The sequence below is a fragment of the Enterococcus sp. DIV1537a genome (assembly GCF_051712085.1).
Taxonomy (GTDB): domain Bacteria; phylum Bacillota; class Bacilli; order Lactobacillales; family Enterococcaceae; genus Enterococcus; species Enterococcus faecalis.
Window position 1 is genome coordinate 2,677,585 of the sequence record NZ_JBIOOE010000001.1, and the last position, 26,229, is coordinate 2,703,813.

Annotated in this window: 16 protein-coding genes, 1 pseudogene and 1 riboswitch; of the genes and pseudogenes, 4 read left to right on the top strand and 13 right to left on the bottom strand. The window is 40.1% G+C overall.

Annotated features, from left to right (window positions below; translation table 11 throughout):
* Positions 1–2: 2 nt before the first annotated feature.
* Both IGJ41_RS13135 and IGJ41_RS13140 read right to left on the bottom strand, forming a co-directional pair.
* Complete coding sequence (locus IGJ41_RS13135) at positions 3–629, bottom strand: hypothetical protein (RefSeq protein WP_002383174.1); 627 nt, start codon at positions 627–629, stop codon at positions 3–5.
* A complete protein-coding gene (locus IGJ41_RS13140; RefSeq protein WP_002383173.1) occupies positions 619–1,107 on the bottom strand; it encodes a hypothetical protein in 489 nt (162 codons plus the stop codon). Before IGJ41_RS13140 ends, IGJ41_RS13135 begins: the two co-directional genes overlap by 11 nt.
* Positions 1,108–1,569: 462 nt before the next feature.
* Here IGJ41_RS13140 and IGJ41_RS13145 point away from each other — a divergent pair.
* Positions 1,570–1,712, top strand: a pseudogene (locus IGJ41_RS13145) (site-specific integrase); the annotation flags it as partial.
* Between the two features lie 56 nt (positions 1,713–1,768).
* Here IGJ41_RS13145 and rpsI read toward each other — a convergent pair.
* The 5 genes from rpsI to IGJ41_RS13170 form a co-directional block, all read right to left on the bottom strand.
* Positions 1,769–2,161: a 30S ribosomal protein S9 gene (rpsI, locus tag IGJ41_RS13150; protein ID WP_002354786.1), complete on the bottom strand. Its 393-nt coding sequence runs from the start codon at positions 2,159–2,161 to the stop codon at positions 1,769–1,771.
* A 13-nt stretch (positions 2,162–2,174) separates the two neighbouring features.
* Positions 2,175–2,603 (bottom strand): 50S ribosomal protein L13, encoded by a 429-nt coding sequence (gene rplM / locus IGJ41_RS13155; RefSeq protein ID WP_048670019.1) that lies wholly within the window; start codon positions 2,601–2,603, stop codon positions 2,175–2,177.
* Between the two features lie 236 nt (positions 2,604–2,839).
* Entirely contained in the window at positions 2,840–3,307 is a 468-nt protein-coding gene (locus tag IGJ41_RS13160) for a Dps family protein (protein ID WP_002354782.1), read from the bottom strand.
* 127 nt (positions 3,308–3,434) lie between these two features.
* On the bottom strand, positions 3,435–4,154 hold the full coding sequence (locus IGJ41_RS13165) for a DUF5105 domain-containing protein (protein ID WP_202524709.1): 720 nt from the start codon (positions 4,152–4,154) through the stop codon (positions 3,435–3,437).
* A gap of 83 nt (positions 4,155–4,237) precedes the next feature.
* Positions 4,238–5,758: a gluconokinase gene (locus IGJ41_RS13170; protein ID WP_438714576.1), complete on the bottom strand. Its 1,521-nt coding sequence runs from the start codon at positions 5,756–5,758 to the stop codon at positions 4,238–4,240.
* Between the two features lie 108 nt (positions 5,759–5,866).
* Between IGJ41_RS13170 and IGJ41_RS13175 the strand changes: the two genes are divergently transcribed.
* On the top strand, positions 5,867–6,559 hold the full coding sequence (locus IGJ41_RS13175; protein WP_108120349.1) for a prepilin peptidase: 693 nt from the start codon (positions 5,867–5,869) through the stop codon (positions 6,557–6,559).
* Positions 6,560–6,607: 48 nt separating this feature from the next.
* On the opposite strand, the gene rpoC is transcribed toward IGJ41_RS13175, so the two are convergent.
* The 3 genes from rpoC to IGJ41_RS13190 all read right to left on the bottom strand — a co-directional run bounded on the left by rpoC (position 6,608) and on the right by IGJ41_RS13190 (position 14,674).
* Positions 6,608–10,261, bottom strand: coding sequence for a DNA-directed RNA polymerase subunit beta' (gene rpoC, locus IGJ41_RS13180; protein ID WP_104854374.1), 3,654 nt, complete (start codon positions 10,259–10,261; stop codon positions 6,608–6,610).
* A 166-nt stretch (positions 10,262–10,427) separates the two neighbouring features.
* The gene (gene rpoB, locus IGJ41_RS13185) at positions 10,428–14,042 is read right to left on the bottom strand and encodes a DNA-directed RNA polymerase subunit beta (RefSeq protein ID WP_002389470.1); all 3,615 of its coding nucleotides are present in this window, start codon (positions 14,040–14,042) and stop codon (positions 10,428–10,430) included.
* A gap of 416 nt (positions 14,043–14,458) precedes the next feature.
* Entirely contained in the window at positions 14,459–14,674 is a 216-nt protein-coding gene (locus IGJ41_RS13190; RefSeq protein WP_002354768.1) for a zinc ribbon domain-containing protein, read from the bottom strand.
* 138 nt (positions 14,675–14,812) lie between these two features.
* Here IGJ41_RS13190 and IGJ41_RS13195 point away from each other — a divergent pair, with 138 nt between their 5' ends.
* Positions 14,813–15,805, top strand: coding sequence for a biotin--[acetyl-CoA-carboxylase] ligase (locus tag IGJ41_RS13195; RefSeq protein ID WP_002358973.1), 993 nt, complete (start codon positions 14,813–14,815; stop codon positions 15,803–15,805).
* A gap of 263 nt (positions 15,806–16,068) precedes the next feature.
* Here IGJ41_RS13195 and IGJ41_RS13200 read toward each other — a convergent pair whose 3' ends face one another.
* Positions 16,069–16,707: a lytic polysaccharide monooxygenase gene (locus IGJ41_RS13200; protein ID WP_438714579.1), complete on the bottom strand. Its 639-nt coding sequence runs from the start codon at positions 16,705–16,707 to the stop codon at positions 16,069–16,071.
* A gap of 429 nt (positions 16,708–17,136) precedes the next feature.
* Positions 17,137–17,303, top strand: a riboswitch (M-box (ykoK) riboswitch).
* A gap of 91 nt (positions 17,304–17,394) precedes the next feature.
* Between IGJ41_RS13200 and IGJ41_RS13205 the strand changes: the two genes are divergently transcribed.
* A complete protein-coding gene (locus IGJ41_RS13205) occupies positions 17,395–19,011 on the top strand; it encodes a phosphatase PAP2/LCP family protein (protein WP_002408396.1) in 1,617 nt (538 codons plus the stop codon).
* 229 nt (positions 19,012–19,240) lie between these two features.
* On the opposite strand, the gene IGJ41_RS13210 is transcribed toward IGJ41_RS13205, so the two are convergent.
* A complete protein-coding gene (locus IGJ41_RS13210; protein ID WP_438714582.1) occupies positions 19,241–25,660 on the bottom strand; it encodes a WxL domain-containing protein in 6,420 nt (2,139 codons plus the stop codon).
* Complete coding sequence (locus IGJ41_RS13215) at positions 25,647–26,009, bottom strand: LPXTG cell wall anchor domain-containing protein (RefSeq protein WP_176944751.1); 363 nt, start codon at positions 26,007–26,009, stop codon at positions 25,647–25,649. Before IGJ41_RS13215 ends, IGJ41_RS13210 begins: the two co-directional genes overlap by 14 nt.
* Positions 26,010–26,229: the final 220 nt, after the last annotated feature.

Consider the following 26,229-nt stretch of genomic DNA (forward strand, 5'->3'; position numbering starts at 1 on the left):
CCCTATTTTTGAATTAATTTAAGCCCATTACTATTAATGCTGATCAAACCCCAATTTTTTTCCCTTTCAAACCTTAGTTCATCTTTATTCCCTCGATTATGCTCTTCTAGTAAAAGAGAAAAATGAATTTCTCTTGAAAAAGAAATATCAAATTCGGGACTTTTAGATAACATTTCATTTAAGTCTATCTCATACTCTTCTGATGTCGTAATTTCTTTTATAAAAGAAACATTTTTCCTTTTTTCTAACTGTAGAATATATGATGTTGGACATTTTATCATTATGTTCTTTTTACAAAACCGCTTTTTCCCACTTACATCTATATTTACTACAACATCAATCGTTTTTTCTTCATCCACATCATCATTAGAAATATATAATTTATTCGATTCTTGGCTACCCGATTTCACAGAGACTGTTACATTCATCTTCTTTTTCATAAAAAAGTCTTGAATGACTGCCAGTAATATACTTATACAGGTATTAAAAATAGCAATATCAAATCCTATTAATATCTTATCTGACTGAATATTTAGAAACTTAGATGCTATAGGAAAAAAATACGCACATATTCCCGAACTAATAACAACAACCAATTGTATTAATTGTTTCTTTATATTATCCTTCATCAAAATACCTCATTAACTGCGGATATATAAACTGTTTGAATAACGAATCAATTTCATCGCCATAAACAATACCATTGGACTTTAAAACTGTTTTGCTTGATGTTTCTTTATCATAGAAATGTATTTCAAAAATATCAATAGATTCTCTATCAGAATACCATTCGAGTTCATCAATTATTCTAAATATTAATTCTCTATTTGAACGGGATTCTATTACTAAATCATCAATTTCAGACTGAACATTTTCTTCTGCATCTGAACACATTTTGATTTTTTGCAAATACAAATCTGGATAAATATAAACGGCTTTAACTAAGTCTAGCATTAACTCTACATTAAACAGGACTTGTCTAAACCCTTCCTGCTTTTGCTTTTTTATCAATTCTGAATAATTAGAGGGAGCACAATCATAAGGAACTAACTTAAAATTATAGTTTTGTTCATACAATTTCTTAAATATTTTCCCATATTTCATCATCAAGCTCCTCTCATCAGTTTATACCTAATGCACAGTAATTATAACACAAAAATTATACATTTATATACTAACACAAGAAATAGTGAAATTACTTAGAAAAAACATCGTTGTAACTAAAAAATAAAGAGAGGTAAACATGAAAAAGGTTTAGTTTAATTATAGTTATTGCACTTACATTGTTAATTAATTGTACTCAAAACATCAACGGAGAAATGTAAAAATAATACACATCAACAACTAAGAAACAATTCATATTAAGTGAATTTTTAAAATCTAATAAAAATTCCCAAATTTGATTTTATGTAAATGAGGTTATTCAAGATTTCAGGAAAGATACATCTGTTAGCGAAATTTATGCATTTAAAAAGTTGCTAAATATGATGGCGATCTTTACTCAAATTTAGGATGATTAGCACAACTAATGATAAATAATTTCTATCGTCTATAGATGACAAGCAAGTAGATTATGATAATACCTTTGTATCAAAACGCTTAAGTCATATTAATGTCCAAACAACACAAAACTACTATCTTGAATTAATGCAAAAAAAAAGCACCAGCAAAATGCTGATGCTTTAAACTTGTTAAATTCTTTGTCCAGTTGATTTGAACCAACTTGAACCAAAAATCTCTTGTAAACGTTGATACAACAAGGAGTTGATTAACGTTTTGAGAACTGTGAAGCTTTACGAGCTTTTTTAAGACCTGGTTTTTTACGTTCAACCATACGTGCGTCACGAGTAAGTAACCCAGCGCGTTTTAAAGCAGAACGGAAGTCAGGATCTACTTGTAACAATGCACGAGCGATTCCGTGACGGATAGCTCCTGATTGTCCAGCATAGCCACCACCGTTTACGTTTACGATTACATCGTAAGCGCCTTTTGTTTCAGTTACGCCAAATGGTTGGTTGATAACTTCACGCAAGTCAGCATGTGGAATATATTCTTCTACGTCTTTTTTGTTTACAGTAATTTTACCAGTACCTGGTACTAAGCGTACGCGGGCAACTGCATTTTTACGACGGCCTGTGCCGCTATATTGTACTTGTGCCAATGAATTTCCCTCCTTAAATTAAGTTCGTGATATCTAATACTTCTGGTTGTTGTGCAGCATGTGGATGCTCAGCTCCACCGTATACGTTCAATTTAGTAAATTGTTTACGTCCTAAAGTGTTTTTAGGTAGCATACCTTTTACAGAAGTTTCGATAAGACGGCGAGAGTTTTTGTCGCGTAATTCACCAGCAGTCACTGATTTTAATCCTCCAGGATACATTGAGTGACGGTAGTAAATTTTGTCTGTAGCTTTTTTACCTGTTAATTTTACTTTATCAGCGTTAATTACGATTACGAAATCTCCAGTATCCACATGTGGTGTGAATGTTGGTTTATTTTTACCACGTAGTACAGAAGCAACAACTGCTGATAGACGTCCTAAAGGAACATCTGTTGCATCTACTACGTACCATTTACGTTCTACTTCGCCAGCTTTGGCCATATATGTTGTACGCACGTTTCTTTCCTCCAATTTTGTTTTCGATGTTTGACATACACTTGAGTTTCCGGGGCTCATTGTGGGGCAAACAATACCATTTAATATTTTACCTTCAATCACTGATAAAGTCAATGTTTTTCTGCGCTTTCAGAAAATAGATTTTCACTTATTTTTTTGTGCCTTTTAAACAGAAAAAAACCGCCAACGTCAACGTCAGCGGCTTTGGGAGTTGTTTTAAATTATGCGTCAATACCAGGCGCTTTGCCAAGTTTGGCTTGTAACATCCAAATATTTTTTTCGATGTCTGTTTTGTTTGCGATGAAAATGTCTTGTGTGCAGTCGTCGCCTTCTTCACCAGAAACTTCGATTCCTTTTGCGTAAAGATCTGCTAAGTAACGGTAGCCTGCTACTAATTTTTCCATACGTTCTGGAATGGTGCGGTCCCAATTACCAATTTCATCTTCAATTTTTGTATTTTCTGCGAATTCACGCAATGTTGAGAATGGAGAGCCGTCCAATGTGATTAAACGTTCTGAAACAACATCTAATTGCTCATTGATTTGATCCATGTATTCATCCATTTGTGGGTGAAGTGTTAAAAATTCAGGTCCACGCATATACCAATGTGTTTGATGAATTACCACGGAAAATTGGCTTAAATCTGCAACGAGTTGGTTCAAAATTTCTTTTGTTTTTTCAAATTTCATTCTTTGTCATCCTCCTAAATATTTTTTCTACACTCTTAGTGTAATATGAATTGTGAAAAAAGTACACTGAAAACCTTTCTTTTTTAAAATTATTATCAAATTATAATAATTACAATTAAGAATCTAATTAATTTCCTGAAATCGCTGTTTTTTCATCCGCAGTGACGACTTTTTGTTCCGCTTGAGTGAGGATCGTGTCGAGTGCCTCCGTCAACTTGTCAGTATCTTCTTTTCCTGTGACGAAAGCTAAAAAAAACTGATTCAGTCTCAGTTGCTCCGCTGCCGGCAAGTACCATTGCCCTTCTACTTGCTTAACCGTTAATGGCAGTTCAACTGGCACATGGCTGACATTGATTTGTTGGATTTCTTTTTTTAAAACGGCTAACGTGTGCTGCATGTCTAGCGCTTGTGTCGCCTGTTGCGTTTGCTGAAGAAGAGCAGTGGTTGTATCTTCAATCGCCGTCACAAAATCTAAGCCCTTAATCTGAAAAGTGATTGTCGCTTGCCCATTCAATTCTTTCGTGGCTACTAGTTGATATGACGCTTTTTTCTTCACTTGAGCTAGTAATTCTGCGCTAAGCTTCTGGGCTTCGGTCTCGGTGACTTCAGCGTTCATTTCTTTTAAGCTATTGAAAAACTGCTTCTGGAACTGTTGACGGCTCGTCTGCAAATGCTCCACTAAGACTTTCGATTCACGAAAAGTTTGAGAGAATGTCGCTGTCTTTTCTTGATAAATAAAGTAATCTACCAACTGTTGCGCTGCTTTTTCGCCGGAATGAGACGGTGCACTGCAACTTGCTAACGCCCCAATGAATAACAGAAATAGTGGTAGTAGCTGCTTCTTCATTTCTCATCCTCATTTCCTCAAGTCTTTGTCTCTCTTCTAGTTAAGCAACTTCTCAGCCATTTGTCAAAGCTATTTACTATCAATTATTTTCGGAATTCTGCTAATTTTTGATAACTTTGTGCTAAAATTTGTTGGGTTTCTTGAAAAACAGGATACAGTTCTTGATAAACTAGCAATTGATCCGCTCGTGGCGTGACCGTTTCATGAATCAGCACCTGTTGCGCCGCTGCTTGTAAATTTGGTAACTGACCTAAGCCTTGCCAACCTAGCAAAACAGCGCCTAATGCCGAAGCTTCGGTGCTATCAGTGAACGATAACGTTTCTCCCAGCACATCAGCCATGATTTGACGGAACACAGGGGAATCAGCAAAGCCGCCTGTCGCCCGAATCTCCTGAACGGGTCCACCGAGTTGTTTCAAATCCTCTAAAATAGTTTTTAAATTGAAACAGATTCCTTCCACCACCGCTCGAGCTAAATGTCCGGCGTGGTGATTTTTGCGCAAGCCAATAAAACTTGCGCTCGCCTCTGCATTCCACAGCGGTGCTCGTTCACCTAGCAAATAAGGATGAAACAGTAAGCCATTTGCCCCAGCTGGCACGGTTGCAATTTTGGCCATAATTGGGTCATAGATATTGGTCCCGTTTTGAATAGCTTGCTGACGTTCTTCTGCAAAAATCGTTTGGCTCGCCCAATCTAATGCAACTGCACCATTACTACTGGCGCCACCAATCACCCAGTGCTGTTCATCTAGAGCAAAACAAAACGTTTCACCTTGCGGATGCAAAAAAGGTTCTTCGACAATATACCGAAGTGCACCGCTCGTACCGACGGTCAAAGTCGCTACACCCGTTCCTAGCGCTCCCAAACCTAAATTAGACAACGGGCCATCCGCGCCACCAAGAACTAAAACCGTTTCCTCTGTAACACCAAGCATCTCTTGCCAAGAAGGCGCTAACGCTGGAAAAATGAACGTTGACGGGGCAACTTTTGGCAACTGTTCCTCCTCAATAGATAAATACGCTAAAATCGACGATTCCCATTGCCGCGTGCGAATATTAAATAAACCCATTCCTGAAGCACTACTATAATCTGTCCAGTATTCGCCAAAGAAACGGTAAAAAATGTAGTCCTTAATCCCAATAAACTTGGCCGCGCTCTGCGCAACGGCTGGCTGATTTTCCTGCAGCCAGCGAATCTTGTACAAAGGTGCCATTGGATGAACTGGCATCCCTGTCAATTGATAAAACAATTGGGCCGCTGGCGTTTCTTTTAACGCTTCCGCATAATCAGATGCTCGGGTGTCAGCCCAAGTAATCACTTGGGTCAATGGGCGTCCTTGCGCATCCATGGCAATTAAGCCATGCATCGCCGAAGCAAAAGAAATGAGCCCAATTGGTTGATTCTTCACTTGCTGTGTGACGGTTCGAATACAGTTCACCACAGCTTGGAACAGCGTTTCTGGGTCTTGCTCCGCCATTCCTTCAGTCTCTTGAATTAATGGATAACGCACATAGCTAGAAGCTACGACTGTGCCATTTGCTTGAAAAGCCACTGCTTTGGCTTGCGTGGTGCCAACGTCGACACCAATCGCTAATTTTTCCATTTGATTCCCTCATTTCTTGTTTCTTTTATTATTCCTAACAAAAAAAGATTTGTCTAGTCAAACGAAAAAGTTTAAAAAAAGCGTAGTTTATTTTTAAGGAGGTAACCTATGTTTTTCTTGAGTCTCTTTTTGATTGGTGCCTGTTTCGGTTCTTTTTTATGCTTAGTGGCGGAGCGCTTACCAGTAGGGCGTTCTTTGTGGTGGCCCCCTTCCCACTGTCAAGGTTGCTACCAGCCTCTACAACTCTATGAATTAATTCCAGTTGTTTCGATTTTGCTGCAGCGCTTTCGTTGTCGAAAGTGTCAACAGCCAGTAGCTAAGAGTTATCTTTTAGCAGAACTTGTCATGGGCGGCTTAACCGCAAGCTGTTTTTCAGCTGGCCTGACGATTGATGCTTTGATTCTCTGGTGGTGGCTGACGAGCGCTTTCACATTATCCTTGATTGATTACTGGTATTTAGTGGTTGAACCGAAGATTCTTTATCCGAGTTTTTTTGTGCTTTGCTTGCTGAAAATGGCGGGTCAGCATTCGTTTTACTTACTGACTGGTCTTTTTTGTTTTTGTTTTTTCCGAGCCGTCTTATATTATTTTCCGGAAGCCATGGGGCGAGGGGATCTTTTGTTACTGGGTTTGTGGGGCTGTTTTTTACAGGTACCTCAGTTGCTGATGCTGCTATTTTTTGCCAGTAGTTATGGCCTAATCTATGGCTACAGTTGTAAATTTTTGAGGTATCCAGTTGAACAGAAACTTCCCTTTGTCCCCTTTTTAAGTTTGGGCTTACTCACAATCAGTTGGTTATAGCAAATAAAAAAAGCCGCAAGGAGCATGCTCCTTGCGGCTTTTTAGGGTTTATTTATTGATGTTTTTCAACGCATCTTCAGCAGCCATTTGTGCTTCAATGTCTGAAATACTATAAACGTTTTCGCTAGCTACGCCAACTTCTTTTGGTTCCATGTTACGGTAACGAGCCATACCAGTACCAGCTGGGATGATTTTACCAATGATAACATTTTCTTTCAATCCAAGTAATGGATCTTTTTTGCCACGGATAGCAGCATCTGTTAACACGCGTGTTGTTTCTTGGAAGGATGCAGCAGATAAGAAGCTGTTTGTTTCCAATGACGCTTTGGTAATACCAAGTAAGACTGGACGACTAGTAGCAGGGACGCCACCAGCAACTAATGTGTCGTAGTTACGGTCTTTAAATTCTGCGATGTCCATTAATGTTCCTGGAAGGATTTCAGTGTCACCTGGATCCATTACGCGGATTTTACGTAACATTTGACGAACCATTACTTCGATATGTTTGTCGCCGATTTCTACCCCTTGCATACGGTAAACACGTTGTACTTCACGTAATAGGTAGTTTTCAACAGATAAAACATCACGAACTTGTAATAATTGTTTTGGATCAATTGAACCTTCTGTCAACGGTGCACCACGGTGGATAATGTCGCCTTCAGCAACTTTCATACGTGCAGTGTAAGGGACAGTATAGGTACGTGTATCTGTTTTTCCTTTGATGGTTACTTCTTTTTGACGTGTGGCAGGATCTTCAGAAATATCGATAACTTCACCGGTTACTTCTGTAATCACTGCTTGCCCTTTCGGATTACGTGCTTCAAAGATTTCTTGGATACGAGGTAAACCTTGAGTGATATCGTCACCGGCAACCCCACCGGTATGGAACGTACGCATGGTTAACTGTGTACCAGGTTCCCCGATTGATTGAGCGGCGATTGTACCAACTGCTTCTCCGACTTCAACGTCAGAACCAGTTGCCAAGTTACGTCCGTAACAGTGCTTACATACACCATGTTTTGTGTTACATGTAAAGACAGAACGGATGGTTACTTTTTCAATACCAGCGTCCACGATTTCTCTTGCAAGATCTTCAGTGATTAATTGATCCGCACCAATGATGATTGCACCAGTTTCTGGATGAACAACTGATTTACGTGTATAACGACCTAATAGACGTTCGTCTAATGGTTCGATAATTTCGTTACCTTCACGAATGGCTTCGATTTCAAGACCACGGTCAGTGCCACAGTCGTCTTCACGAATGATTACGTCTTGGGCAACGTCAACTAAACGACGTGTTAAGTAACCTGAATCGGCTGTCTTCAAGGCCGTATCGGTCATCCCTTTACGAGCCCCGTGAGTTGAGATAAACATTTCTAAGACAGAAAGTCCTTCACGGAAGTTTGAGATGATTGGTAATTCCATGATTCGTCCATTCGGAGCGGCCATCAAACCACGCATACCAGCTAACTGTGTAAAGTTGGAGATGTTACCACGGGCTCCAGAGTCAGACATCATGAAGATTGGGTTACGAGCTTCCATACTTTCGATCAGTTTTTGTTGGATTTCGTCTTTGGCACCGTTCCAAACGCCGATTACACGTTCATAACGTTCGTCATCAGTAATTAAACCACGACGGAATTGTTTAGTAATTGTTTCAACTTGTTTGTGGGCAGCGTCAATGATTGCTTGTTTTTCATGAAGAACCATGATATCGGCAATCCCTACCGTCATCCCAGCATAAGTTGAGTGTTTGTAACCTAAGTCTTTCATGCGGTCAAGCATTTTAGAGGTTTCCGTAATGTGGAATCTCTTGAAGACTTCAGCAATGATATTTCCAAGATTTTTCTTCTTGAATGGTAAAACTAATTCTTGCTCTTTAATATGTGCAGGAATGTCTGTACCAGCTTCTACGAAGTATTTATCTGGTGTTTGAACAGTTAAGTTATAGTCTGTTGGTTCGTTCAAGTAAGGGAACTCAACAGGCATGATTTCGTTAAAGATGATCTTACCAACTGTGGTGATTAAGATTCGTTCTTTTTGCCAATCAGTAAATGGTTTGTCACCTAAAAGTGTTGTTTGAACCCCAATCCGTGAGTGTAAATGCACGTAGCCATTTTGCCATGCTAAAACAGCTTCGTTCATGTCGCGGAAGATCATACCTTCCCCTTCACGGCCTTCTTCTTCCATTGTTAGATAGTAGTTACCTAAGACCATATCTTGAGATGGTGTAACAACTGGTTTACCATCTTTCGGGTTCAAGATATTTTGGGCAGCAAGCATTAACATACGAGCTTCTGCTTGTGCTTCTTCGTTTAGAGGCACGTGAACCGCCATTTGGTCTCCATCGAAATCGGCATTGTAGGCTTCACAAACTAATGGGTGAAGACGAATCGCACGACCTTCAACAAGAACAGGTTCGAAAGCTTGGATCCCTAATCTATGCAACGTAGGTGCCCGGTTAAGTAAAACTGGGTGTTCTTGGATAACTTCTTCTAAGATATCCCAAACTTCATCTTCGCCACGTTCGATTTTACGTTTCGCATTTTTAATGTTTGTCGCAATTTCACGTTGTACTAATTCACGCATTACAAATGGTTTGAATAATTCAATCGCCATTTCTTTTGGTAAACCACATTGGTACATTTTTAAGAACGGACCAACGACGATTACGGAACGACCAGAATAGTCAACACGTTTACCTAGTAAGTTTTGACGGAAACGACCTTGTTTCCCTTTCAACATGTGAGAAAGAGATTTCAATGGACGGTTACCTGGTCCAGTAACTGGACGGCCACGACGACCATTATCGATTAAAGCATCGACCGCTTCTTGTAACATCCGTTTTTCGTTTTGAACAATGATGCTTGGTGCATTTAAGTCTAATAAACGTTTTAGACGGTTGTTACGGTTGATAACACGGCGGTATAAGTCGTTTAAGTCACTTGTTGCAAAACGACCACCTTCCAATTGAACCATCGGACGTAAATCTGGTGGAATAACTGGGATAACATCCATTACCATCCAGCTTGGTTGGTTACCTGAAGCACGGAAGGCTTCTAAGATGTCTAAACGACGGATGGCACGTGTCCGTTTTTGACCAGAAGCTGTTTTCAATTCTTCTTTTAATTGCGCAACTTCGCCATCTAAATCGACGTTATCTAATAATTGTTTCACGGCTTCGGCACCCATAGCAGCTTTGAAGGCTTGGCCATATTGTTCACGTTTTTCACGATATTCGCGTTCCGTTAACAATTGTTTTTTCTCTAATGTTGTGTCACCTGGTTCGATGACAACGTATGAAGCAAAATAAATGACTTCTTCCAATGCACGAGGGCTCATGTCTAAAACAAGACCCATCCGAGATGGAATTCCTTTAAAGTACCAGATATGTGAAACTGGTGCGGCTAATTCAATATGTCCCATACGTTCACGACGTACTTTTGAACGAGTGACTTCAACGCCACAACGGTCACAGACAATACCTTTATAACGGATACGTTTATATTTACCACAAGCACATTCCCAGTCTTTGGTTGGACCAAAAATGCGTTCACAGAATAACCCTTCACGTTCGGGTTTTAATGTACGGTAGTTAATTGTTTCGGGTTTTTTAACTTCCCCATAAGACCAACTTCTGATCTTTTCTGGTGAAGCAAGCCCTATTTGCATACTTTCGAATTTATTTACATCGATCAAAAGGAATTCCCTCCATTTCCTTATTTAGAGAAGCTGAGTCAGCAACTTGTTAGCAAATGGCAAGCATCACTTGAAAGAAGGTCTGACGACACTTGGAACAAGTAATGGCTTGCGCAGTTGCAACAAAGTCGCAGTTGAATCAACTCATCAGAGTGGTAGCGACAAATTAGTCTCTGTCTTCGGCTGTTTCAATTTCTTGAACAACGTCTTGTGCTTCTTCTTTCACGACTGATTCTGCTTCTTTTTCCAGCTGTTTCGCTGATTGTTGTTCCGCAAATTTGGTTAGTGCGTCAACGGTGATTAAATCATCATCGTCATCGTCCATATCGCGTAACTCAATCTCAGCTTCCTCAATGTCCAAGACACGCATGTCTAAACCAAGTGATTGTAATTCTTTCACTAATACTCGGAATGATTCAGGCACACCTGGTTTTGGAATTGGTTCACCTTTAACGATGGCTTCGTATGTTTTCACACGTCCGACAACGTCATCAGATTTGTAAGTTAAGATTTCTTGTAATGTGTAAGCAGCACCGTAAGCTTCCAGTGCCCAAACTTCCATTTCCCCGAAACGTTGTCCACCGAATTGAGCTTTACCACCCAACGGTTGTTGCGTAACAAGAGAGTAAGGTCCGATTGAACGAGCATGCAATTTGTCATCAACCATGTGGGCTAATTTAATCATATACATGACACCAACGGAAATACGGTTATCAAATGGTTCACCTGTACGTCCATCGTAAAGAACTGTTTTAGCATCGCTAGCCATACCAGCTTCACGAACAGTTTCCCAAACGTCTTCATCGGTTGCCCCATCGAAAACAGGTGTTGCGACGTGAATACCTAATTGGCGAGCAGCCATACCTAAGTGTAATTCAAGTACTTGTCCGATATTCATACGAGAAGGTACCCCTAATGGGTTCAACATGATATCAACAGGTGTTCCGTCAGGTAAGAATGGCATATCTTCTTCCGGCATAATACGGGAAACAACCCCTTTATTTCCGTGACGTCCCGCCATTTTATCTCCTTCGTGAATTTTACGTTTTTGAACGATATAGACACGAACTAACATGTTGACACCTGGTGATAATTCATCGCCAGCTTCACGAGTAAAGATTTTCACATCATGAACGATACCGCCGCCACCGTGAGGTACACGGAGAGACGTATCACGAACTTCGCGGGCTTTTTCCCCGAAGATTGCGTGTAATAAACGTTCTTCTGCAGATAATTCTGTAACCCCTTTAGGTGTGACTTTCCCAACTAGTAAGTCGCCATCTTGAACTTCAGCACCAATGCGGATAATCCCCATTTCGTCTAAGTCTTTCAATGCGTCTTCCCCAACGTTTGGAATTTCACGGGTAATTTCTTCAGGTCCTAATTTTGTATCACGTGCTTCTGATTCATATTCTTCAATATGCACAGAAGTGTAAACATCGTCTTTAACTAAACGACGGCTCATGATAATGGCATCCTCGTAGTTGTAACCTTCCCATGTCATGAAGGCAACTAAGACGTTTTGCCCTAAAGCCATTTCGCCTTCTTCCATAGAAGGCCCATCCGCTAAAGTATCGCCTTTTTCAACTTTTTCACCTAAGTGAACAATTGGGCGTTGGTTGTAGCTTGTTCCTGAGTTAGAACGACGGAATTTAGTAACCATATATTTGTCTAATGCGCCATTGTCGCGACGAACGCGAATTTCTTTTGCATCGACGAATTCTACGACACCGTCATGTTTACATAGTAAAGCAGCACCTGAGTCATGGGCTGATTTATATTCCATACCTGTACCTACCCACGGAGAGCGTGGTTGAATTAACGGCACCGCTTGACGCTGCATGTTGGCACCCATCAAGGCACGGTTGGAGTCATCGTTTTCTAAGAAAGGAATACATGCTGTTGCGACTGCGACTACTTGTTTTGGTGAAACGTCCATGTAGTCAACTTTGTCTACGGCAACTTCTAAGTTTTCACTTTGTAGACGCGCCATAACAACATCATTGGCAAATGTGCCATCTTCATTTAAAAGTGAGTTCGCTTGCGCTACGATATAATGGTCTTCGATGTCTGCTGTTAAGTAATCTACTTGATCAGTAACACGGCCTGTCGCACGATCAACACGGCGATAAGGCGTTTCGATGAAACCAAATTTATTCACTTTCGCATAACTAGATAAGCTATTGATCAACCCGATATTTGGTCCCTCAGGCGTTTCAATTGGACACATACGACCATAGTGAGAGTAGTGAACGTCACGAACTTCATAACCGGCACGGTCACGAGTCAAACCACCAGGCCCTAAGGCTGATAGACGACGTTTATGGGTTAACTCACCTAATGGGTTTGTTTGGTCCATGAACTGTGATAACTGTGAAGAACCAAAGAATTCTTTGATACTTGCTACCACTGGACGGATGTTAATTAATTGTTGTGGTGTCAATGTTTCTGTGTCTTGAATAGACATTCTTTCACGAACCACACGTTCCATACGGGCTAAGCCAATACGGAATTGGTTTTGTAATAATTCGCCTACTGAACGGATACGACGATTACCTAAGTGGTCGATGTCATCGACATTGCCGATATCTTCCATTAAGTTGAAGAAGTAGCTCATTGAAGCAACGATATCTGCTGGACGAACTGTTTTTACGCTATCGTCTGGATAGCCGTTACCAATCACATTCACGATACGTTCAGGATCTTTTGGTGAAAGAACTTGAATCACTTGAATCGTCATTGGTTCAGTTACTACCGCATCTTCACTTGGATAGTAAGTTACACTGTTTAAGCCGTTGTCAATGTATTCGCCTAATGTTTCCATGATTTGGTGTGTTAAAACCGTGCCTTTTTCGACAATGATTTCACCAGTTTCTGGATCAACTAGCGTTTCAGCTAAGGTTAAGTTTAATAGACGTGTTTTTAAGTCTAATTTTTTGTTAACTTTGTAGCGACCAACGTTTGCCAAATCATAACGTTTTGGATCAAAGAAACGTGCAGTTAACAAGCTACGTGAGCTATCTGCTGTTTTTGGTTCGCCTGGGCGAAGACGTTCATAAATGTCTTTCAAGCCTTCTTCTGTACGAGAATCACTTGCGTTTTTGTGTAAATCTTTTTCAATTGTGTTGCGTAAGCTTTCGCTGTCGCCGAAAATTTCGAAGATGGTATCATCTGAACCGAAACCTAAAGCACGAACTAACACAGTTAAAGGAATTTTACGTGTGCGGTCAATCCGAACATAAGAAATGTCTTTCGCATCTGTTTCCATTTCTAACCATGCACCACGGTTAGGAATGACTGTTGAGCCAAAACCTTCTTTGCCGTTTTTGTCCACTTTTCCATGGAAATAAACACCTGGAGAACGAACTAATTGGGAAACGATAACACGTTCTGCCCCGTTGATGATGAAGGTACCCATTTCTGTCATTAATGGGAAATCGCCGAAGAAGACTTCTTGGGATTTAATTTCACCTGTTTCACGGTTGGTTAAACGTAATGTTACATGTAATGGCGCAGAATAGTTGGCATCATGTGCGCGGGCTTCTTCTACTGTGTACTTTGGTTCTTTTAATTCATAGTCAACAAATTCTAAGGATAAGTTTCCTTGGAAATCATCAATTGGTAAAATGTCTTCAAACATTTCACGAAGTCCCTCATCTAAAAACCATTGATAAGAGTCTGTTTGGATTTCAATTAAATTTGGTAATTCCAATACTTCACTGATACGTGCGAAACTTCTACGTTCGCGATGCTTTCCGTATTTTACTACGTGTCCAGCCAAGCTCTTCACCCCTCTAGTTATAAGTCTATCAAAACACCGATCCGAAAAATTACATTTACGTTACATATATTAAATATATGTAACAAAAAGCATTTTTTGCAGTTTTTAAGCAAAAAAAAACCAAAAATAGAACATGCTTCCGAAAAATTTTCTGGCGTTTCTACTTTTGTTTTCCTATAAAAAACCGGAACGGACAATATTTCGCTCCTGCTTCGTCACTTTCAGATAGTTTTTGCTCTATAGATTTTACTACCTTTGTCTAGAAAAGTCAAGGGTTTCTTTAAGGTTTTCTTTTTCATAAAAAGGAGTTTTTTTGTAAAGGGTTTTAATGAAAAAATGCGTAATAAATAATTACGCATTTTCCCCTATCTTCTATTCACACAAAAAAACGAATGCAAAGATGCATTCGTTTTTGACTAACCGCCACCTAATAAAAAGTCTAGGACATTCATGCCGCCGCTTGTTTGGCTGCGGTAAAGTTCGGTGTAGCCGCATTGGGTACAGCTAATTGTAATAAATTTTTTATTTTGAACATCAAAAATTTTCGCAAAGTTCCCACCTGTTGCTTGAAATTGGTCCGACACATAGTGCATGTTGCCACATTTCTCACAAACATATTGTTGCTTTTCCATTCCCCTCACTCCTTCTCAATAAAACAAGTATAGCAAACGCCTGCTTCATTTTCCTCCATCCTAAGATGGATTTTTTCACTAGTTGACCAAGCCTTTTCCTTTCCGCTACAATAAGCATAACGAATCGGAGGAAAAAATATGTCGACAAAAAGCCAAGTCCTAACTTTATTGATGAAACAAACGCCCGCATTCCTTTCAGGCGAAGAGATGGCACAACGTCTGTCCTTATCTCGCACAGCTATTTGGAAAGCGATTAATGAATTGAAAAAAGATGGCTATCAAATTACTAGCGTGCAAAATAAGGGGTATCGCCTTGAGAAATCAGATGTCCTTTCTGCAGAAGGCATTCAGTTGGCATTATGGCCCCAAACGCCGCCTTTAACAATTACCGTCCTAGAAACATCTGAATCTACCATGACCGATGCTAAGCGGGCGATTTTAGACCAGACGCCCGACAATACATTGATTGTTGCTGACATGCAAGAAATGCCGCGGGGCAGGTTCGGCCGACCATTTTTCGCTACGCCAGGTAAAGGGATTTACATGAGCATGGTGCTTCAACCGAACCAAAATTTTGAAGAAATCGCCCAATATACTGTGATTATGGCCGTAGCGGTCGCTCGAGCAATGGATGCTCTGGCAGGCGTTCACACAGAAATTAAATGGGTCAATGATCTTTATTTAAATGGCAAAAAAGTTTGCGGGATTTTGTCGGAAGCCATGAGCAATGTGGAAACAGGGCAGATTTCCAATGTTATCATCGGCATGGGGATTAATTTTTCAATTACAGAAACCGAATTTCCTGAGGACATTCGGCAGAAAGTGACTTCCCTTTTCCCAGATGGTGAACCGACGGCGACGCGAAATGAATTAGTCGCCAACATTTGGAATCATTTTTATCAAATTTTAGACGAACGTTCAACGAAAGACTTTTTAGAAGAATACCGACAACGCTCCTTTGTGATTGGCAAAGACGTCGCTTTTACCCAAAATGGGCAAGACTTCCGCGGCGTTGCGACAACCATTAATGGAAATGGAGAATTGATTGTCCAGTTGCCTGATGGCACGGCCAAAACGTTGTCTTCTGGGGAAATTAGTTTGGACCAGATTGGTGAATGGCGTCGAGGATAAGTAGGGAAATTTAGAAAAAAGAAAGCGGGACATCAGTCGTTTTGACTGATGTCCCACTTTCTACTTCTGAAAATAATCAGCTGAACAAAAGCAGCCCCTTCGAAAATAAGCCAAAATTGACTTTCTCACACAAGTGTTCGGCGTATCTTAATCCTTCCAAATGTTGAGAATCACGAAGAACGTAGTGATTTGATGATGAACAGGACCTACTTGGTTCTTGGCGCTTAACACTTTTGTCTCAGCCGCATTATCTTGATACCTGATTATTGAACATTAACATCTATCGCTTGATAAAATAAATTAATCGTGTCATTGATATCCCAAACGGCATAAATAACATGGTATCCTTTCCTATCAGCGGGAATATTTATTCTGTGTGTTTCTGTATCATTGACCATAAATTCTTGACCAGGAGGTAAATCTTGACCGATTGGTTGCCCTACTATGCCAATCAGTTCCATTTCGTCCATCGTTAATGGTGCATTAGGATTCCATCCAGGTTTCGTCATATAGTATCTAAAACGATTGGTCTTATGTTTTGCCGTCATCACCCATTTAAAATTATTCTCTCCTGTTGTTATATTACTTTTTACCCAACGAGTGGCTGTTTGTTCATCTAGTTTGGAATAGCTTGCTAATCCAGCTGAAGGCAACCTTCCATTTAATTGACCCGTGTCTAATAATTTAGTTGGCGCTTCAATTCCTTGGGGTGTCGTGATAATTTCTGGCTGTGAGCTGTCTTGACCAGGCCCCCATCCAAATCCGTTTGCTTCCGCATTTTTGACTCGACTGACTGGGCTATCAACATAGCCGTGTGCATAACTCTGCTGTGCATCTCCTAAAGCAAAAACACTGATCATCGTTGCGCCTACTGCAATTATGAATAACATCATTTTTTTCATGTATATCGCTCCCTTATAAGCAAAACCCTTCAAAAAACATGTAATCTTAATCAACTGAAACGTAAAATCTCCACAACATCATTTTTACTTTTTCGATAGCGACCATCAACTTTGTGCACAATTATTGTCGACATATTTATTTTAAATGAACTAGCAATTCAATAGCAACTGTCCGCCTTTTTTACTGAGAAAAACTTATAGCACTCTTATAAAAAATGTTTGTTTTTTAATTTATCATTATTGAACACCTACTATTTATAGCGATTAACCGAGAACAGCCTTGCCCACTCTTTTTTTAGAATGCTCAAGTACTGTTTTTTTTAACTGCTTCACTTCCCCACACCTTTAAATTTATTTAAAAAACAATAAATTTTCTTAAACTTCATTGTGAGAACCGCTGCATAAATTCTATACTTCTAGCGTTAGATAAAATAACCTTGTTAGGTGAGGCTCCTATCCAAACATAGGCTATTGCGCAGAAATGTCGAAAGACACCAATGTGTAAAACAGGAATGGTCGAATTAAGGCTCTTCTAAAAATAGCTAAGAGAAATCTTTACGTTGGATAGTGCTAAAGCTCAGACGATGAGAACCGATTGGCTTGCTGTGTCCTGTTTAGTCGCAAGCGCTTATTTACGATCGATGCTGGCTTAGTCTACTCTTTCAAGGGAAAAAGAAAGGGATTCTCATGCAAACATCGAATAAAAAATTTCCACTTTATGCCCTAACAACGCTTTGTTTTTCTTTCCTCACTTTGTTAGTGGCGGCTAGTCCAAATTGGTTTCAACAAATGGACGAAGCTATCTATCACATCAAATGGCAATTAAATGCCCCACTTTTAACAGCGGTCAATCTGTTAGCAAAAACAGCCACAATTGGACCAATGCTGCTATTCTTCTTATTATTGATGGTGTACCTTTTACGCAAAAAAGAAAAAATTCTAGCCTTTTGGGCTGTCAGTAACCTATTAGCTGTCGGCTTTTTAGGGAGCGTTTTTAAACATGTGGTGGGTCGGGCTCGACCAAACCTAGGCGCTTTAGCTGATCGAAGCTCTGCTAGCTTTCCCAGCGGACATTCATTATTAGCAATGGCGCTAGTCTGTACGATTTTGATCATTTTGGCCTATCTTCATGTCGAAAAAACCAAAGGAATCAAAATTTTCTTACTCACTTATTTAGTTTTGATTGTGTTAGGTCGCTTAATCTTACGCGTTCATTATCCTAGTGATGTCATCGCTGGGATGCTCCTAAGTTATAGCTGGATCAACTTTTCATTTCAAATTGTTCAACGTTATTTGCCGGCACCTGAACCAGAGGAAGCAGAAGTACCGACACAACGCCGGCGCCGCCATTCTCGTAAAAGAAAAAGTTTATTCGTGGTCTTTAGTTTAACCCTTTTATTTTTAGGCACACTTTCTGTTTCCGCTTACGGCGTCAGCATGTATCGTAATTTGCAAAAAACGGCGAACACCATGTATAAACCAAGAAAATCTTCCACGAAGAGTCCCGATTTAGCCAAAGGTGAGCCGGTTAGTTTCTTAATTATGGGAATTGCGAATGACTCAAAACGCAAAACCGATTACCGCTCCAACGCCTTAATGGTGGTTACAGTGAATAATCAATTACAAAAAACTACCATCACCAGCATCCCGCGTGACTACTATGTGGAAATGGCTGGCACCAATGGCGAATACAATAAAATCAATGCGGCCCACGTTTTCGGTGGTGCCGATATGCAAATTAAAACGGTTGAAAATGTCTTGCACATCCCAATCAATCATTACTTTTCAATTGATATGGATGCTATGAAGGACCTTGGCGATGCGGTGGGCGGCGTCACTGTCGACAATGCCTTTGCTTTTGACGCTGAAGGGATTCATTATCCGAAAGGCAAACAACATTTAGGTGGCTGGGAAGCTTTACAATACGCGCGCATGCGTTACGAAGACCCCGAAGGCGACTATGGTCGTCAACGCCGCCAACGAGAAGTTTTAATCGAATTAACCAACAAACTACTTTCTTTTAACAGCTTACTAAAATATCAAGAAATTCTGGACGTAATCGGCGAACATGGCGAAACCGACTTGTCCTTTGACCAAATGATGGCAATGCTAAAAAAATACACCCCCGCACTAAAAACGATTGAAACCGATCAATTAAAAGGCTACGATTACACTGGCGATGGCGTGACAGGGATTGAAGGTATTTCTTATCAACTTGTGGAAGAGAGTGAACGCCAACGTGTCGAAAATGCCATCAAAGAACAAATGAACCTCTCTACAAAAGACACTGAACAATCGCAATAACGACTATAAAGCAGTGCCCCTTAATGAAAGGGGCGCTGCTTAACTTTGCCTAGTTAGACGGTCATTTCAAAAATATTAATTTTTATCATCGTTAGTAACGGCTCTACATTAGAGAGGTATGTTACAGCATATCTCTCTTTTCATTACCGTTATAGCACAACGACCTTAAAAAGACCATCAATAAAAGATGCCCGAGCCTCCTATTTCAAGGCTCGGGCATCTTTTATTTTTACGGTCCAGTCACTAAATTCCAAGTGACGGCGGCTTGGTATTGTTGACCAGCCGTTCCTTGATTGGCTGGTACTTCTAGTTTGATATTATCAAACGTAAAGTCCAATTGATAGACATCACTACCAGTGAATTGTTGGTTGGCAATAATGCTGGTCGCCGCATTATTTGCCGTTAAGTGAATGGCATTCGTGGTACCAATGGCATTTTTCAACTCCGTTGGTTGATTGTAATTGGAGAAACTTGAAACAGGAGCCGCACCTAATAATAAGCGAGTTGCTGTTGGCAAGCTGTCTGTAACTGATTTTGGTTGGGACAGTTGTGCCGTTAAACTCCAATTCGGTTGCGTTTTCTTAATTCGTACATAGGGATTACGAGTACCGTTGCCATAGTAATCAGCGGCTTTCTTCAAACCATGTTGCTTCGTAGCGCTAGCAACGCCAACTTGACCAAAATCGAAAGTTGGTACACTGATAAATCCTTCCCCAGTTGGTTCCTTTGTTTCTTGATCTAAATCTTTGATCCGAACAGTATCTGAGGCCGTCAGTTTGTTAAAGTTTCCTGATACTTCCACAGCGGCTTTTAGCACCTGGTTTGGTTGTCCAGTAACTTTTGTTCCTATGAGATTAATTGTTAGTTGCCCACCAACAGGAAGACTTTTGTCTAAAGGAATCTCAAAACCTGCTTCCCACTGTTCCTTTGTAATTTTAGGCGATTTCGCATTTTGACCAGTACCTAAAATGAACAAGTTGGTTGGGGCACTGATGCCAGCTACCCATTCAGTAGTCGGCTTGATTTTGATTGAAGTTAATGGTGCTTCTCCAGTATTTTTTAAAAGCACTTCCCAATATTCCATCGTTGCGCCATTGTCAATGACATCGACTGCACCACGCATCGTTAAGTTAGCGCTGATGCTTGCTTCTTTGTAGACTGCTGTCATATCGTCATTGTCGTCAAAGGTTGTGTCATACGTTGGCGTAGTGCTGGTGGTCAACGTGTTCGGTTTCGTTTTGCCTTTGTACCAACCTTGGAACAGATACGTCTTACCATCTGCTGTGTAGCTAGTTGGTAAAGCTTTTGCACTCGTATACGTGAAGTTGTCACTATCAATCACGATTTGTTTGCCTTGCGTGAAGCCGGTTGGTGGCGTGATTTTGGCACCAGTGGCATCGACAAAACTTTCCGTTATTCGACGATTTTTTAACATATAAAAGACAGGACTCATAACTTCCATATAGGTTGTATTAACAGGAACTGTTCCACCAGCCCATTTCGTGTAGCGTCTAAAGGGAATGGGATATGGCGTATTCGGTACAAGACTATTAGTATATAGAGTTTTCATTCCGAAGGTTTGATCTGTCAATTTTTTTAAAGCAAAAGTATCTTTAGTGGCTACAACTGCCGACTCACGACCTGACGAATTTTGAATCATCTGAGGCAGGGGATAGTTAGTATCGCTACCTTCACTAGCTACAATCGTTTCGTAATATTTTGGCAAAGTAAACTGAATATTTATAGGACTATAAATAGTATCCTCACCTAGCGTTTCAACCGTTGGTTCTTTCACCACTTTATCAGCAATTTTCATTTCTTTTAAATCACCTGAATTAGTTGCTTTGACTGACTTTTCTAAAATCTTTTCTATCTTGTCTTCAAAAAACCACATATCATACGTCATGTTCACAAGTTCAGGATTAATTAGTTGACCTGCTTCGTCTACAAAGCCAAATTGATAGGTATAGCCTGGCAAAGTAACTTTCGCTTCGTCATAAACAACAGTTAAATCATCATTATCGTCGTAAGTAACTTTATAAGTTGGTGTGCCTGTACTTAACGTTGCCGGCTTGTCTTTTCCTTTGTACCAGCCTTTTAGTTGATAGGTTTTACCATCTGCTGTATAGCTAGCGGGTAAGGCTTTCGCACTAGTATACGTGAAGTCGTTATTCGTGATCAGCACTTGATTTCCTTGAGTAAAGCCGGTTGGCGGTGTAATTTTTTCACCAGTAGTATCAACAAAGCTTTCGGTAATCCGGCGTTGATTTAACGTATAATATACTGGGCCGCTAAAGGTTGAGTAGTTAGTATAAGGATCGACCCCTATTGGCGGAACTGCATACCGACGATAAAGGATTGGGAACTTAATATTAGGTGCTGACGAATTACTATTCGTATATGCTGTGGTATACGCTTGGTCTGCTACCTTTTGTAAAGCAAAACTAGCATCTGTTGTTGGGAATTCTTTTGGCGCTTCATTACTTCGATGTTCAGTAACCACAGGAATCAGATAACTGCTATTCAAGCCATTATTGATAGTCATACTTGAATAGTATTTTGGCAAGGAGAACGTCATGTTGATAGGACTAAACAGACTATTTCCGTCTTCAAAAACAGGCGATGGAATTTCTTTATCAGGAATACTCATTGACTTAACATTGCCAATATTGACTCCACTTAGATTTTTATTAGTAACGGTACTTACTTTTTTATCTAGCAGCCATAAATCATAGGTTAAACCAACTTTTGATGGGTCAACTATCTTACCAGAATCATCAATAAAACCAAATTGATAGGTTGCACCTGGCAAAGTAATTGATGTTTGTTCATCATAGACAACTGTTAAATCATCATTATCGTCATAAGTTACTTCATAAGTTGGTGTATCTGTTCTCAAGGTTGTCGGTTTGTCTTTTCCTTTATACCAGCCTTTTAGTTTGTATGTTTTGCCATCTGCTGTGTAAGTAGCTGGTAAGGTGCCACTTTGGGTAAAGGTATATGGATCACTATCAATCACCGTTTGTTTGCCTTGGGTAAAGCCCGTTGGTGGCGTGATTTTGGCGCCAGTGGCATCGACGAAATTTTCAGTGACGCGACGATTTTCCACATAATAGTTGACTAAACTAGTTGGATATACTTCAAACAATTTTATCGTATTCGTTGAAGCACTATCATAATTCATTTTATACAAGGATGAGAAAGTTGTTTTCGATTCATCATCTGTCCAGGATACTTCCATTATTTTATAGTCAGTTTGCGAACCAGTAACAGGTGTCAGATCTAAACGACTTGGCTCATAAGCAAAGGCTAAATCATCTGAGTAGGTTTTATAAACACCAGTGGCGACTGGATAAGGAGTACCAGTGTACGTATTTGGTGGCGTTACAGTTGGTGTTTTGTAATATCTAGGTGCAGTTACAATACTATTTTTCGATCCATATGAACCAGAACCAATCTCGATGCCATCTGCTGGTGCGTAAGAAGGGATGATTAATTGTAAATAATTACCATTAACGATACTGCTAACCGTTTGTTCTTTGACATAGGGAGTCTGATTAATCATTTTGCCTACATCAGTCTTGATTTGGAAATTGTTGGGCGCAATATAGTTGCCTTGTTCATTTACAAAGCCAAATTGAATGGTATTACCGCCTAGTTTTAGCTCATCGTAAACAACGGTGACATCATCTTGGTCATCATAGCTGACTGGATAAGAAATAGTACGTTTATCTTTGGTAATTTGATTCAGTTTTTCTGGTTTATTTTTTCCCTTGTACCAGCCTTTTAAGATATAAGGTTTATTGTTGATTTTGTAAATGTATGGTAAGGTTCCCTCTTGGGTATAGGTAAAGTTATCACTATCAATTACCGTTTGTTTGCCTTGGGTAAAGTCAGTTGGTGGTGTGATTTTCGTACCATTAGAATCAACAAAATTTTCAGTGACACGCCGATTTTCTAAGAAATAAAACATCGTATCATCTGTCGTATAGTAGGCAGGAGATGCTTGCGTTGTAAACCTCGTTAAAGCATCTGAAAAAATAGTGCCGGTTGTGTCATCACTCCAACTACGTCTATATATCGAATAAGAGTTCGCTGTATTCGTGGTATATAAACGATACGCTTGACCATCTGTTTGCACACGATCTTCTGTTGTTGAAGACACATACTTTAATTTTGTAGTCGCAATCGGATAGGCAGTCGTTGATCCACTATAGTGTGTTCCTGGCGTTACAGTTGGCGTCTGATAGTATTTCGGAATTGCTAAACGAAAATCAGTTGCTCCATAAAAGCTTGGATTTGTGTCTTTCGTATACGTAAGCTGTCTCCCAGGAATGGTTAATTGTTTTAAATTGCCAACATTTGTTCCTGTAGCAGTACCCACGTTCATTGCTGTTGCATTACTTACTTCTGTTAAATTAGTTGTCATTGCAAAATTAGTAGGAGCTACATATTCACCTTTTTCATTAATAAAGCCAAATTTATAAGTAATCGTAGGAACTGTTGTTATTTGTGCTTTTTCTTCATAGACCACAGTCAAATCATCATTATCATCATACGTTACTTTATACGTTGGCTTTCCGGTGTCCAAGGTAGTAGATGGGGTTTTCCCTTTGTACCAACCTTTCAATTGGTAAGTTTTGCCACCACTTGTGTAAGTGTCTGGTAATGTCCCACTTTGGGTAAAGGTATATGAATCATTATCAATCACCGTTTTTTTGCCTTGGGTAAAGCCGGTTGGTGGTGTGATTTTCGTGCCATTAGAATCAACAAAATTTTCAGTGACACGCCGGTTTTCTAAGAAATAAAACATTTTATCCTCTGTTGTAAAGAAGGATGGTGCATTTACGGTTGTAGTCATGCTTAAGGCTTTTGAAAAGGCTGTCTTAGTTGTATCATTTGCCCATGAATTGCTTACCAACAAATAATTGTTAGGCTTAGCTGACTCATTGGGGACAACATCAAAGCGTGAACCGTCTACAGAAGCGCTACTTTTTTGACCGTTGGCAATGTTTTGCAGAGCGATGATAGCCATCGGATAGCCGCCAAGAGGTCCAGTAAAATAACTGCCTGGCTTAACGGTTGGTTGTTTATAGTATTTTGGTACTTGCACATTCGCTTTAGTAACGCCATAATATGCGGGTGACGTTTCCGTATAGGTTAATGTTTTACTAGGAATTGTTAATTTTTGGAAAACACCTTCGGGTACACTAGTGATTGCACTACCGTTTTTGACTGTTCCACCACTGACCTCTGTGATAGTTGCAGTTAGTTTCGCATTATAGTCGTATACACCTTTCTCGTTGATAAAACCAAATAAATAATCAACTGCTGGTACCGTAACTGTTTTAGGTACGACTTCCTCATAGACCGCTGTCATGTCGTCATTGTCATCGTAAGTTACAGCGTAACTTGGTGTCTTCGTTGTTTTTAAAGTCGCTGGTTTGGTCTTGCCTTTGTACCAGCCTTTGAATTTGTAGGTTTTACCTCCTGCTGTGTACGTATCTGGCAAGGTTTTGGCACTTGTATAAGTAAATTTGTTACTTGTCATCGGTGTTTTCTTATTTTGCGTAAAACCAGTCGGTGGTGTAATTGCCACACCTGTTCCATCAACAAATTTTTCTGTGACTTGTTTTCGAGTAACTTTGTAAATCATTTTTGATTTAATTGTATTTGTACCATCAAAGCCAACTAATCTAATATTACTATATCCAGGAATCGTCCAACCAGCAAAGGCACCACTTGTCATCAAAAAAGCACTTGGGCTAATGATTTCAAAATAACCCAGCGTATTTTTTTCAAACTTTGCATCCGAGCCTAACGAGTCTAAAGGGTATATTAGTGGTTCCTCGATACTAGTGTCAAAAATGCCCGTGGTAGAATTCGCCCCTGCATACACGTACATGTTCCAAAAACTGTTCTCCTCATACTCAATACTATCCACAAATTTCAAGGGTGTCGTAATTTGCAATTTATCTAATCGAAATGCTGCCCTATACTTCGTGACAGGGGCTGTTCCACCACCCCCATACTTTTCTATCATTTGCGGAGTAAGCGGAAACCCCGCACCATTATTGATACTTAAAATATAGGAACCTACACCATTCGCCTGCGCAGACAGTTTATCGTAGGGTGCGGGTAAAGTAACTATTGGACTAGTACCAGTGAAACCTATATCTGCTTGATAATTCCCAAAAAAAGATAATGGTTCTACAAACGGTGCCCCCGTTTCATCTACAAAATCATATCGAATATCTGGATAAACAATCGTTTTTAAAGGAAGCCCTCTCGACTCAATTTTGAGTGGATTCCCCTCCAAGGATGTCGTTGTCGCCTCGGTTGGCGGAAAGTCTTTTGATTGATTATTTTCTGCGGAGGCATCTTGTGATGTATCAACAGTTCCTTGATTCTGCACCTCTACTGATTGCTCTGTCTTCTCTGCGACTTCCCGACTGGTGTCAGTCGTTGTTTCACTGGTTGTTTGCGTTTCACTACTTGCTTGTGTTTCTTCTTTCACGCTACTTTCGGCAGTGGGACTACTTTCAATCGTCACGGTTTCCGCAACTGCCGTCACGCCAGAAAAGGCATTTACTAGCAAAGAACCACATAAGCCAATAGCTGCAAGCCGTTGCCATTTATTTCGCTTCATGTCGTCCCCTCTTTCTATGTACCATTCCGACAAGTCCAATTAAGACCAAGCCGAGAATGCTAAGATTTGCCTGACTCTTGCTCCCTGTACGAGGGAGCGTTGAGCCAGTTGTGGTGGTCTGTGTCGAACCACCACTTCGTTGATCTCCTTGCGGAGGACCAGCTGGTTCCTTGGGATCAGTAGCTGGCGCATCTGTTTTCGGCGGGGCATCTTTAGGAGCGGGTGTTCTCGGATTTTGGTAAAATTCAATCCCCACCGAACTAGAACCACCATCAGACGCTTCAACATTTATAAAGAAACTAGGAGAAGATAGTAGACACACAATCATTAAATAACGCTTTTTTTTCATTTTAAAACCTCCTTTTAAATCAACAACAGATTTGAGCTTGTGTTTATCGAATGCTCAAACAACCTTTTTTCATACCTCTATGATAACAAAGAAACCCCCTGTAGAAGTTGACGATTTTTACGCACCCTATGCGAAATTTTTGAAATACATTGATAGAACAGCGTTTACAAGCTTGTTATTTAATTATCGACCAACAAAAACGTTGTTTTACGCCTACTTT